The 12,231-nt window shown below is 74.7% G+C and carries 9 protein-coding genes; 1 reads left to right on the top strand and 8 read right to left on the bottom strand.

Going from position 1 to position 12,231, the window contains the following annotated elements; translation table 11 throughout:
- Nucleotides 1-125: 125 nt before the first annotated feature.
- Nucleotides 126-1,487, top strand: coding sequence for a Fic family protein (locus P9841_RS00280; protein ID WP_283320148.1), 1,362 nt, complete (start codon nucleotides 126-128; stop codon nucleotides 1,485-1,487).
- 54 nt (nucleotides 1,488-1,541) lie between these two features.
- Here P9841_RS00280 and P9841_RS00275 read toward each other — a convergent pair whose 3' ends face one another.
- The 8 genes from P9841_RS00275 to P9841_RS00240 all read right to left on the bottom strand — a co-directional run bounded on the left by P9841_RS00275 (nucleotide 1,542) and on the right by P9841_RS00240 (nucleotide 12,115).
- Nucleotides 1,542-2,414, bottom strand: a complete 873-nt coding sequence (locus tag P9841_RS00275) for a TrmH family RNA methyltransferase (RefSeq protein ID WP_283320147.1) — start codon at nucleotides 2,412-2,414, stop codon at nucleotides 1,542-1,544.
- Nucleotides 2,415-2,439: 25 nt separating this feature from the next.
- Nucleotides 2,440-3,741: an amidohydrolase gene (locus P9841_RS00270; RefSeq protein WP_283320146.1), complete on the bottom strand. Its 1,302-nt coding sequence runs from the start codon at nucleotides 3,739-3,741 to the stop codon at nucleotides 2,440-2,442.
- A 74-nt stretch (nucleotides 3,742-3,815) separates the two neighbouring features.
- A complete protein-coding gene (locus P9841_RS00265) occupies nucleotides 3,816-5,144 on the bottom strand; it encodes an MFS transporter (RefSeq protein WP_283320145.1) in 1,329 nt (442 codons plus the stop codon).
- 87 nt (nucleotides 5,145-5,231) lie between these two features.
- On the bottom strand, nucleotides 5,232-7,277 hold the full coding sequence (locus P9841_RS00260) for an ABC transporter ATP-binding protein (protein WP_502848136.1): 2,046 nt from the start codon (nucleotides 7,275-7,277) through the stop codon (nucleotides 5,232-5,234).
- Nucleotides 7,274-9,007, bottom strand: a complete 1,734-nt coding sequence (locus P9841_RS00255; protein WP_283320144.1) for an ABC transporter ATP-binding protein — start codon at nucleotides 9,005-9,007, stop codon at nucleotides 7,274-7,276. The genes P9841_RS00260 and P9841_RS00255 overlap by 4 nt, the downstream gene beginning before the upstream one ends.
- Nucleotides 9,008-9,143: 136 nt before the next feature.
- Nucleotides 9,144-9,881, bottom strand: coding sequence for a TetR/AcrR family transcriptional regulator (locus P9841_RS00250; RefSeq protein WP_283320143.1), 738 nt, complete (start codon nucleotides 9,879-9,881; stop codon nucleotides 9,144-9,146).
- 391 nt (nucleotides 9,882-10,272) lie between these two features.
- Nucleotides 10,273-11,469, bottom strand: a complete 1,197-nt coding sequence (locus P9841_RS00245) for an SPFH domain-containing protein (protein WP_283320142.1) — start codon at nucleotides 11,467-11,469, stop codon at nucleotides 10,273-10,275.
- 127 nt (nucleotides 11,470-11,596) lie between these two features.
- Nucleotides 11,597-12,115, bottom strand: coding sequence for an NfeD family protein (locus P9841_RS00240; protein ID WP_283320141.1), 519 nt, complete (start codon nucleotides 12,113-12,115; stop codon nucleotides 11,597-11,599).
- Between the last annotated feature and the right edge of the window lie 116 nt (nucleotides 12,116-12,231).

The raw sequence follows: 12,231 nt of genomic DNA, 5'->3' as shown, positions 1-12,231 counted from the left end.
CTCTCGCGGGCTGCTTCGCGCGGTGCTCACCCTAGCCAGGGCCACCCGACCCGGCCTGCCGTGCGGACGCGCACCGCACGACCTGCGGGACCGCCGCCCGGCGAGGCGGGTCCACCGCGCCCGGCGTGCTCGTGCTCGTCGTCGCACAACCGAGAACAGGACGGTTGCTGTTCTCGTTTGCTAGGATAAGCGAGAACAGTGACGAGGATGTTCTCGCTGAGGAGCACACGATGGCGCAGCCGCGGTACCCCGCAGGCACCTCCGCCGGCGACCGGCTCACCGCCTCCGCTCGCGGCGGGGCGGACCTGGTGTCGCTCGCCGGCGTCGCGAGCGTGCCGGCGCACGGGCACGAGGTGCTGCCGTGGGTCCCGCGCTCCGGACGCCGCTCCGAGATCGAGGAGTACACCGCCTCGATCCCTCCCCTGATCGCCGGCCTCCCTCTGGCCGCCACTCCCGCCCTGACCGATGCAGCCCGCGCCGCACTGGTCGACATCGCCGTGCTCGAGCGCACGTACGCCGATCAGGTGGCCACCCTCGAGCCGTTCCTCCTGCGCACCGAGGCCATCGCCTCCTCGCGGATCGAGGAGGAGCTCACGACCGTCGACCAGCTCGCGCGCGCTCAGTACGGCATCAACGCGCCGAAGACCGCGCGGACCGTCAAGGGCGCGATCGACGGTCTCAGCCTGCTCGTCGAGCGGTCCGTCGACGGGATCGACCTCGCCGACATCCTCGCCGCACACCGCCCGCTCATGGCCGACGACGCCGAGGAGAAGTGGGACGCCGGCACGCTGCGCACCGTGCAGAACTGGATCGGCGGCTCCAACCGCTCGCCGCTCGGCGCTGTCCACGTGCCGCCTGCGCCCGGGCGCGTGCCCGAGCTCATGCAGGACCTGGTCGTGTTCATGCGGCGCACCGACATCGACCCGATCCTGCACGCAGCGGTGGCGCACGCCCAGTTCGAGTCCATCCACCCCTTCACCGACGGCAACGGACGGGTCGGCCGCTCGCTGATCAACGGGGTCTGGCGCTACCGCGGTGTGACCACGAGCATGGCGGTGCCGGTAGCCTCCGCGATCGTCGCCGACCGCGGGCACTACTTCGACCTCGTCAACAGCTACCGGACCGGCGACATCGAACCCTTCACCGCGTACCTCGCCGATGCGACGTCGCGCGCCGCCACCGAAGCCGCTGTGTCCGCCCAGCGACTCATCGCCCTGCCCGCGCAGTGGCGGGAGCGCGTGCGGCCGCGTGGCGGTTCTGCTGCCGCGGCGCTGCTGCCGCTGCTGCCCAGCCGCCCGATCGTGGACGCCCATGACGTCATGGCGATGACCGGCACCTCCCAGGCCCGCGCGTACGCCGCGATCGAGCGCCTCGTCGACGCCGACGTCCTCCGCCCGATCACCCAGTCCAGGCGGGACATGACCTGGGCAGCCGGCGAGGTGCTGGATGAAGCCGACCTGATGGTCGAGCGACTCCGCCTGCGCTGAGCGGGTGCCCCGGTCGAGGCAGGAGGACGCCGGTGCAGTCCGGGGATCCCGGGCTCACGGACTCTCCGTGCGGCTCCCGACGCGCCGGGTCGCCCACGTCGCCACGGCCACCGCGGACGCGACGTTGAGCGAGTCGACCCCGCCCGCCATCGGGATCCGCACCGTCAGGTCGCACGCCGCGATCGTCTGCCGCTTCAGGCCGTCGCCCTCGGTGCCGAACACCAGGGCCAACCGGGCCGGCGGGTCCGCCGCGAGGTCGTCCAGACCGACCGACTCGTCGTCCAGCGCGAGCGCGGCGACGGTGAAGCCCCGCTCGTGCAGCAGCTCGACACCGTCCGCGGCGCCCCCGCGCGGACCGTGCGGCCAGTGCTCGAACCGCGTCCACGGGACCTGGAACACCGTGCCCATCGACACCCGGATCGCCCGGCGGTACAGCGGGTCGGCGCACGACGGCGTGACGAGCACCGCGTCGACGCCCATCGCCGCGCACGCCCGCATCGCCGCACCGACGTTCGTGTGGTCGACGACGTCCTCCAGCACCGCCACCCGCCGGGCGCCCTCGAGCACCGACGCCACGGACGGCAGCGGCGGCCGGTGCATCGCGGCGAGCGCGCCCCGGTGCACGTGGAAGCCGGTGATGGCCTCCAGCACGGGCGGGTCCGCGACGTACACGCGCACGGGCTCGCCGTCCGGGTCGCGAGCCTCGAGCATCGCCCGCAGGTCCGGCAGCCAGCGCGGGGACACGAGCACCGACCGCGGCCGGTGCCCCGCGGCGAGGGCCCGGCCGAGCACCGTCGAGCTCTCCGCGATGTACAGGCCCTTCTCGGGCTCGTGCCGCGAGCGGAGCGCGACGTCGGTCAGCGCGACGTAGTCGGCGAGCCGCTCGTCGTGGGGGTCGGTCAGGGGGACGAGGTCGAGCGCGGGCACCCGCCCATCCTCCCCGACGACCGGGTCAGCCGAGGAACGCGAGCGCGGCGGCGACCAGCAGCCGGCGCCCGGCCGCGATCGTCGGGTCGTCGAGCGGCGCGAACTGCGCGCTGTGGTTGCCCGGCACCTCCGGCGAGAGCCCCGAGTCGATGCCGTCGGGGAACAGCGCCGGGTCGGGGCCGCCCCAGAACCAGAACGCGTAGGGCACCGGGTCGCCGTCGTACCGGCCGCGCGGCAGGCCGTACTCGGAGAAGTCCTCGGAGCCCATGAGCGGCTCGGCGGTCCTCACCGTGCCGGCCGGCATCACGGCCCGCTGCGCGGCCATGACCCGGTCCACGACGTCCGGGTCGTTGACCGTCGCCGGCGGGTTCTCCCGCAGCGTGACCGTCGGCGGCTGCGGGCACCCCGCGGCGGCGGCCTCCGCCTCCACCACCCGCCGCACCGACGCGACGAGCCGCGCCATCGTGGCGTCCGAGCGGGCGCGCAGGTTGACCGTGAACGACGCGGTGTCCGGGATGATGTTCGACTTCGTGCCGGCGTGGAAGGTCGCGACGGTCACCACCACCGGGTCGTCCGGCGAGGTCTCGCGCGACGCGATCGCCTGCAGGCGCGTCACGGCGTACGCCGCGGTGAGCACCGGGTCGACGGTGACGAACGGGCGGGAACCGTGACCGCCGCGTCCGTGGACGGTGACGTCGAGCGTGCACGCCGCCGCCATCAGCAGGCCACGGGCGTGGTGGCTGACCCCCGCCGGCAGCGCCCCGACGTGCTGGCCGAGCGCCACGTCGGGCTTCGGGAACCGCGTGAACAGGCCGTCCTCCAGCATCGCGGACGCGCCGGACGCCGTCTCCTCGGCAGGCTGGCCGACCACCAGGAGCGTGCCGCGCCACTGCTCGCGGGCGCCGGCGAGCGCGTCCACGGCCGCCGCCAGCGCGGTGACGTGCATGTCGTGGCCGCAGGCGTGCATCGTCGGGACGGTGTCGCCGGCCGGGTCCACGTCGGTGTGCCGGCTCTGGTACGCCAGCCCCGTCTCCTCCCGGACCGGCAGGCCGTCCATGTCGGCGCGGAGCATGACGACCGGGCCGTCCCCGTTCCGGAGCACCCCGACCACGCCGGTCCCGCCGACGCCCTCGGTGACCTCCAGCCCCGATGCCCGGAGCTCCGCGGCGAGCGCGGCGGCGGTGCGGTGCTCGCGGCCCGAGAGCTCGGGGTGCGCGTGCAGGTCGCGGTAGAGCGCGCGCCAGTGCTCCGTGCGCGGGTCGGCGGCATCGAGGACGCGGGCGGCGCGGGCGGGGTCGGGGGCGCCGTCGGGGTGGGTGGCGGACATGCGGGCGGGGCTCCTCCGGGCAGGTGACGGGTCCTGCGCACCGTACCCGGGGGACCGCTGGCGGCGCGTGCGCCTCAGAGCGCCGCCGCCACCGCGGGTCGTTCGCGCCGCCACGCCCGGGCGCCCGCCAGGGCGGCGACGCCGCCGGCCACCGCGATGACCGGCACGATGACGAACGCCGTGTGCGACCCCACGGCGTCGGCCAGCGCCCCCAGCAGGAACGGCGCGATGCCGATGGCCAGCCCGCCGGCCACCGTGGCGCGGGCCTGCGCGGAGTCGGTGGCGCCCGCGGACGCGCCGAGCAGCAGCGAGATGCCGAGCGGGTAGTGCGCGCCGTACCCGAGCCCCGCGAGGAACAGCCCCGCGAGCGCCACCGACGCGCTGGTGGCCGTCCACAGCACCGCCCAGCCGGCGACCGCGACGCCGAACGCCCCCGCCAGCAGCCGCGCCGGCGACACCCGCAGCGACAGCGGCCCGACGACGAACCGGATGAGGGTCATGCCGGCGACCAGGCCCGCGGTCGTGGCGGTCGCGATGCCCGCGCCGGCCCCGGTGCGCTCCCGCACGAGGTCGGTGGCCCAGTACGTGGTGGCGTTCTCGATCGCGATCGCGGCGACGATGGTGACGAGGAACCAGCGCGAGGCGTGCACGGCCCGCTGCGTCGCGGCGGCGGGGACGGCCCGGGCCGCGTCCGCGGCGGGTGCGGCGTCCGCGGCGGGTGCGGCAGCCGCGGCGGTCGCCGCCACGGCGTCCGCGTCCGGGTCCGTCGCGGGGGCGCCGGTCACGACCGCGGCCGGCGCGGTCCGGCCCCGGCCGAGCGCGCCGTCGGCGGGCAGGCGCCGGATGAGCAGCGCGGTCACCAGCGCGATCACACCCGTCACGGCCACCGCCGGGCGCCAGCCCCAGCCGATCGCGACGCACGCGCCGACCGCGAGCGGCCCCAGCAGCCCGAGCCCCGACCCCACGCCGTTCGCCTCCGTCACCGCGGCGGACGCGGCGCGGCCGTGGTGGTCGGCCAGCCCGGTCTGCGAGGCGCTGATGAGCATGTTGCCGCCGACGGCCAGCACCACGACGGCGGCCAGGGTGAGGGCCAGCAGCGTCCCGGTCGTCAGCAGGGCGGTGCCCACGGCGACGACCGCGCCCGCGCCGACCGCGACCGCGCGACGCCCGAACCGCCGCACGGCGCGCGGCGTGAGGGCCGCGGCCACCACCGCCCCGACGGCCATCGCGGTTCCGTGCAGACCCGCCTGGGCGTGGGACACGTCGAGCTCGCGCGCGAGCAGCGGCACGCTCGGGTTGAACGAGTAGAGCAGCCAGCCCCACGTGACGAACGACCCGTACAGGGTGAGCGTGAACCGGTCCCGGTGGAGCCGCGGCGCGTCCGCCGCGGTGCGTGTCGTCACGCGCCGACCCTACTGGTCACGGCCGGGCGGGCGGCGGGCCCTCCGGCCCGGTGGCACGTGGGCGCCACCGGGCCGGGAGCGGTCGGCTCAGTCCTCGACGGACGCGGCCGCCGCGGCGAACTGGCTGGCGTACAGCCGGGCGTACGCCCCGCCCGCGGCCAGCAGCTCGTCGTGCGAGCCCTGCTCGACGATGGCGCCGCGCTCCATCACGAGGATCACGTCGGCGTCGCGGATGGTCGACAGCCGGTGCGCGATGACGAACGACGTCCGCCCCGAGCGCAGCGCGTTCATCGCCTGCTGCACGAGCACCTCGGTGCGGGTGTCCACCGACGACGTCGCCTCGTCGAGCACGAGGATCGCCGGGTCCGCCAGGAACGCCCGGGCGATCGTCAGCAGCTGCTTCTCGCCCGCCGAGAGGTTCGCGGCCTCGTCGTCGATCACGGTGTCGTAGCCGTCGGGCAGCGCCCGCACGAACTGGTCGACGTGCGTGGCGACCGCGGCCTCGACCAGCCGGGCCTCGTCCACGTCCTCGACCCCGTAGGCGATGTTGTCGCGGATCGTGCCGCCGAACAGCCACGTGTCCTGCAGCACCATGCCGACCTGCGAGCGCAGGTCGTCCCGGGTGAGGCTCCGGGTGTCGACGCCGTCGAGCGTGATCCGGCCGCCGTCGATCTCGTAGAACCGCATGAGCAGGTTGACCAGCGTGGTCTTGCCCGCCCCGGTCGGGCCGACGATCGCGACCGTCCGCCCGGGCTCGGCGACCAGCGACAGGTCGTCGATGAGCGGCGTCTCCGGCACGTACCGGAACGACACGTCCTCGAAGACGACGCGCCCCGCGACGCGCTCCGGCAGCCGCTCGGGCCGGGCCGGGTCCGGGTCCTGCTCCGGCGCGTCGAGCAGGTCGAACACCCGCTCCGCCGACGCGACGCCGGACTGCAGCAGGTTCATCATCGACGCGATCTGCGTGATGGGCTGCGTGAACTGCCGCGAGTACTGGATGAACGCCTGCACGTCGCCGAGCGTCATGGACCCGGACGCGACCCGCAGGCCGCCGACCACCGCGACGATCACGTAGTTGAGGTTCGCGATGAACCCCATCGCCGGCTGGATCACGCCCGAGATGAACTGCGCCCGGAACGACGCGGCGTACAGGTCGGCGTTCTGGTCGTGGAACTCCTGCACCGCCTGCTGCTGCCGCCCGAACACCTTCACCAGCGCGTGACCGGTGTACATCTCCTCGATGTGGGCGTTCAGCGTGCCGGTCACCCGCCACTGCCGGACGAACTGCGGCTGCGAGCGCTTGGCGATCGCCGTGGTCACGACCACCGACAGCGGGATCGTCACCAGCGCCACCACCGCGAGCAGCGGCGAGATCCAGAACATCATCGCCAGCACACCGAGCACCGTCAGCACCGAGGTGATGAGCTGCGACAGGGTCTGCTGGAGGGTCTGCGCGACGTTGTCGATGTCGTTGGTGACCCGGCTCAGCACCTCGCCGCGCGGCTGCCCGTCGAAGTACTTCAGGGGCAGCCGGCCGAGCTTGACCTCGACGTCGCGCCGCAGGCCCGCGACGGTGCGCTGGACGGCACCGGTGGTGATGTAGCCCTGCAGCCAGCTGAACAGCGCCGACCCGACGTAGATCGCGACGACCGCCAGCAGGAGCGTGCGCAGCCGGGTGAAGTCGACGCCCTGGCCGGGGACCACCTGCATGGCGCCGAGCATGTCGGCGAGCCGGTCCTGCCCCTGGGCGCGCAGCCCCTCGACGGCCTGGGCCTGCGTGGTGCCCGCCGGCAGCCGCTGGCCGATGATGCCCTCGAAGATGACGTTCGTGGCGTTGCCCAGCACCTTCGGCCCGGTGACCGCGAGGGCCACCGAGACGACGCCGAGCACCATGACGAGCGCCAGGCGCCACCGCTCGGGCCGCAGGACGCCCAGCAGGCGGCGGCCCGAGGCCTTGAAGTCGAGGGACTTCTCCCCCGGCATCCCCATGCCGCCCATCGGACCCATGCCGCCGCCGCGGGGGCGGGGCAGGCGCGCCGCCGGTGCCGCCGCGGCGGACGCCTGGGCGGGCGGCTCGGTGGCGGTGTCGGGGGCGGTCCCGGCGGGCCCGCGGCCCTCGTTCTCGGCGCTCATGCCGCCTCCTCCGCGCTGATCTGCGAGTACACGATCTCCTGGTAGGTGCGGCAGCTCTCCATCAGCTCCGCGTGCGTGCCGGTGCCGACCACCGCGCCCTCGTCGAGCACGACGATGCGGTCGGCGTCGCGGATCGTCGCGACGCGCTGCGCGACCACGACCACCGCCGAGCGCCGCGTCTCCGGCACCAGGGCGGCCCGCAGCGCGGCGTCCGTGGCGAAGTCGAGCGCGGAGAACGAGTCGTCGAACAGGTAGACGGCCGGCCGGCGGACCAGCGCCCGCGCGATCGCGAGCCGCTGCCGCTGACCTCCGGAGACGTTCGTGCCGCCCTGGGCGATCGGGGCGTCCAGGCCACCGGGCATCTCGGCGACGAACGACCGCGCCTGCGCCACCTCGAGCGCGTGCCACAGCTCCTCGTCGGTGGCGTCGGGGTTGCCGTACCGCAGGTTCGAGGCGACCGTCCCGCTGAACAGGTACGGGCGCTGCGGCACCAGCCCGATCAGGCTCCACAGCGTGTCCGGCGCGAGCTCGCGCACGTCGACGCCGTCGATGTGCACCGAGCCGCCGGTCACGTCGAAGAGCCGCGGCACGAGGTTCACCAGGGTCGTCTTCCCGGAGCCGGTCGAGCCGATCACGGCGGTGGTCTGCCCCGGCTCGGCCACCAGGTCGACGCCGTGCAGCACGGCCCGCTCGGCCCCCGGGTAGCGGAACTCGACGTCCCGCAGCTCGAGGCGGCCCTCCGGGCGGAGGAGCTCGACGGGCGCGGCGGGCGGGACGACCGAGCTCTCGGTGTCGAGCACCTCGGTGATGCGCTCCGAGGACACCACGGCGCGCGGCACCATGACGAACATCATCGAGGCCATCATCACGGCCATGAGGATGTACATGATGTAGGACAGGAACGCCGTCAGGGCGCCGATCTGCATGTCCCCCGCGTCGATGCGCTGGGCGCCGAACCACAGCACCCCGACGCTCGTCACGTTCATGATGAGCATGACGACCGGGAACATCAGCGCCATCAGCCGGCCGGCGCGCAGCGACGTGTCGAACAGCGCGTCGTTCGCGACCTCGAACCGCTCCGCCTCCCGGCGCTCGCGCACGAACGCCCGGATGACGCGCAGGCCGGTGATCTGCTCGCGCATGACCCGGTTGATCGCGTCGATGCGCTGCTGCATCGTGCGGAAGTACGGGACCATCCGCGACACGATGAAGCCGACCACCGCGGCGAGCACCGGCACGACCACCAGCAGCAGGCTCGACAGCGCGACGTCCTGCTGCAGGGCGAGCACGATGCCGCCGACCAGCATGATCGGCGCCATCAGCATGATGGTGAAGGACAGCAGCGCCACCATCTGCACCTGCTGCACGTCGTTGGTGGTGCGGGTGATGAGCGACGGCGCGCCGAACTGCCCGACCTCGCGCGCCGAGAACGTCTGCACGTGGGTGAACAGGCGCTCGCGCACGTCGCGGCCGAACGACATCGCGACCTGCGCGCCGAAGTAGACGGCGCTGACGGAGCAGATCACCTGGAGCAGGCTGATGCCGAGCATGACGGCGCCGATGCGCATGATGTAGCCGGTGTCGCCGACGGCGACGCCCTTGTCGATGATGTCCGCGTTGAGCGTGGGCAGGTACAGGGTGGCGACGGTCTGCGCGAGCTGGAGCAGCAGCACGGCGGCCACCTGGGCTCGGTACGGCCGCAGGTGCTCGCGGAGCAGGCGGAGCAGCATGGGACTCCTGAGGTTCCGGACGGGGTGGGGGCGGGTCGTCCGGCACGGCGGCCGGGCGGTTCGGCGTCCGCGGGCGGGCGTCGTGAGGTCGCGTCGACGGGGGCGAGCCCGGCACGACAGGGGGTGCGACGTGCCGTCAGGTGCGGGCGGCGCCGTGCAGCAGGACCTCGACGAGGTCGGCGACCATGGCGTCGGCGTCCTCGGGCAGGAAGGGGAAGCCGTGACCCATCACGGCGGCCAGGAGGACCCCGGCGAGCCGCTCGGGCTCCACGCGCAGGTCGCCGGCGTACGCCGCGAGCCGCCTCGTGACCACGGCCTTCTCCTCGGCGAGCGCGCGCGTGAGGGCGTCGCGTCCCGGCATCGCGGGGTGGCCGCGGCCGTGCGGGACCGGCGGGCGGAACGCGCCGGCCTCGGCGTCCGGCCCGCTCGCGCGGCCGGCGTGGCGCGGGGCGTCCCGGCCGGTGACGTCCGCACCGCGCGCCTCCCGGATCCGCTCCGCCCGCCGGCCCTCGTCCGACGCGAGCAGCGTGTGCAGCCCGACCATGACGCGCCGCGCGCGACGGCCGTGGTCGAGGACGACCCGGGCGACCTGCGCCAGCTCGTCCGCGAGCGACGCCGCCTGCGGCAGCGCCTCGATCTCCCGGACGCCGACCTGCGGGTCCAGCGCTCGCTCGGCGGCGGTGCGCAGCAGCTCGACCTTGTCGTCGAACGCGCGGAACAGGGTGCCCTCCGCGACGCCGGCCGCGAGGGCGATCTGCCGGGTGGAGACCTGCGAGCCGTGCTCGACGAGCAGGGGGATGGTCGCGGTCGCGATGGCGTCGCGACGCTCCTCGCGGCTCATCGGCCGCGCGCGCCCGGTCCTGGTCTCCTCCACGCCGCCGATCGTAAATGAGTGAGCACTCACTCGTCCAATCCGCCGCGCCCGTTCGCCGAGATGCCAGGACACGCCCGGGAACCGCGCTCAGCCTCGGCGTGTCCTGGACTCTCGCCGCGCGGAGCACCCGGGACCGCGACGCACGCCGAACCCGCGCGCGCACGCCCTAGCGCGGTCGGCCGCCTGCGCTCGCGCCCTCTCCCCGCACCGAGATGCCAGGACACGCCCAGGCCCCGCGCACGACCGTGGGCGTGTCCTGGACTCTCGGCGCGAGCGGACGCGGGCGGACGCGGGTGGACGCGGGCGGACGCGGCGACGCCCGCCGGGCCGGAGCACGACGGGCGTCGACGAGTCCCCCGGACCGCCTCGCGACGGGCCGGGTCGGGTCAGGTCAGGGCTGGGCGGGCGGCGGGGTCGTCCCGGCGTCCGGCTCGACCGGCGGCGGGGGCGTCGGCGGCACCGAGCCGTGCCGCGGGCGCTGACCGGCCTCCGCGACCGGGTCGAACGGCCGGCCGCTGAACGTGCCCGCGCTGGTGGCGTCCGCGGTGGCCGCCTCGGACTCGCGCCGGGCCTCGGCCAGCGCCTCCTTCGGGTCGGTCAGCGCGACCGGCGGCAGGTCCTCCGCGGACAGCGGCGACTCCCCCGCGCGACGCCCGGACGACGGCGCCTCGCCCTCGGCACCCGGCACCACGCCGCCGAACGCCCCCGCGAACCCCTGCGCGAACTGGCTGAGCGCGCCCGTGAGCTCGGACGGGACGATCCACACCTTGTTCGCCGGGGTCGACGCGAGCTTCGGCAGCGCCTGCAGGTACTGGTAGGCCAGCAGCTTCGGGTCGGCGTCGCCGCGGTGCACGGCGTCGAACACCTGGAGGATCGCCCGCGACTCGCCCTCGGCGGTGAGGATCGCCGACTGCGCGGCACCCTCGGCCCGCAGGATCGCCGCCTGCTTCTCACCCTCGGCGGTGAGGATCTGCGACTGCTTGACGCCCTCCGCGGTGAGGATCGCGGCGCGGCGGTCGCGCTCGGCGCGCATCTGCTGCTCCATCGCGCCCTGCACCGACGCCGGCGGGTCGATGCTCTTCAGCTCGACGCGGTTCACGCGGATGCCCCACTTGCCGGTCGCCTCGTCGAGGACGCCGCGGAGCTGGCCGTTGATCTGGTCGCGGCTGGTCAGCGTCTGCTCGAGGTCCATCGAGCCGATGACGTTGCGGAGCGTCGTGACGGTGAGCTGCTCGATGCCGGTGATGTAGTTGGCGATCTCGTAGACCGCCGACTTCGGCTCGGTCACCTGGAAGTAGATGACCGTGTCGATGCTGACCACGAGGTTGTCCGAGGTGATCACCGGCTGGGGCGGGAACGACACCACCTGCTCGCGCAGGTCGACGCCGGCGCGGACCCGGTCGATGAACGGGACGATCAGGTGCAGGCCGGCGTCCATCGTGCGGTGGTACCGGCCGAGGCGCTCGACGAGCAGCGCGACGGTCTGCGGCACGATCCGCACGGCGCGGACCAGGGTCACCACCACGAAGATCGCCAGGACGGCGATGAACGCCCACCCCACGATCGTGCCGATGTTCGGGTCGTCCACAGCCGTCCTCCCACCTCGGCCCGCTCGGGCCGTCGTCGTGCTCCGCGGCGGCCGGTCGGCCACCGCCTCCCCCGGCCACCGGGCGTGCCCGGCGGCCGTCGAGGTCCGTGCAGTGCGTGCGGAGCCGTCAGGCCCCGGCGGGCGTCCCGGGCAGCGGGCCCCCGGCCGGGCCGTCGGCGGTCCCGGGCGTCGTGCCTCCCGCCGGGCCCGCCACCCGGGGCACGGCCGCGATCACCGCCGTCGCCCCGTCGATCCGCGTCACGCGGACCTCCGTCCCGGTCGGGAACGACACGCCGACGTCCTCCGCGCGCGCCGACCAGACCTCGCCCGCCAGCTTCACGCGGCCACCGACGCCGTCGGTCGGGGCGACCACCACGGCCGGCCGCCCGACGAGGGCGGCGGAGTTGGTCTCGACCAGCTCGGTCCGCTCGCGGAGCCGGCGCAGCAGGAACGGCCGCAGCGCGAACAGCAGCAGCAGCGACGCGACCGCGGCCGTGACGATCTGCACGGCGAGCGGGGCGCCGAACGCCGCCGCGATCGTGCCGGCCAGGGCACCGCCCGCGAGCATGAGGAAGATCAGGTCGAGCGTGAACATCTCGGCCACGCCCAGCAGCAGCGCGCCGCCGAGCCACCACAGCCAGCCCATCGTCGGCCCCCTTCCCTGCGGGTGCCCGCGGTCCGGGCACCGTCGTCGTCGGCGGCGACCACGGCCGCTCTCCCACCGATCCTAGACGATCCCTTGACTTCTCTGTGAGGGATACG

It is taken from the genome of Cellulomonas sp. ES6 (assembly GCF_030053835.1).
In the GTDB taxonomy this organism is placed as follows: domain Bacteria; phylum Actinomycetota; class Actinomycetes; order Actinomycetales; family Cellulomonadaceae; genus Cellulomonas.
Note: the sequence above shows the minus strand (reverse complement) of the source record. Positions and strands in the feature narration are given on the sequence as shown.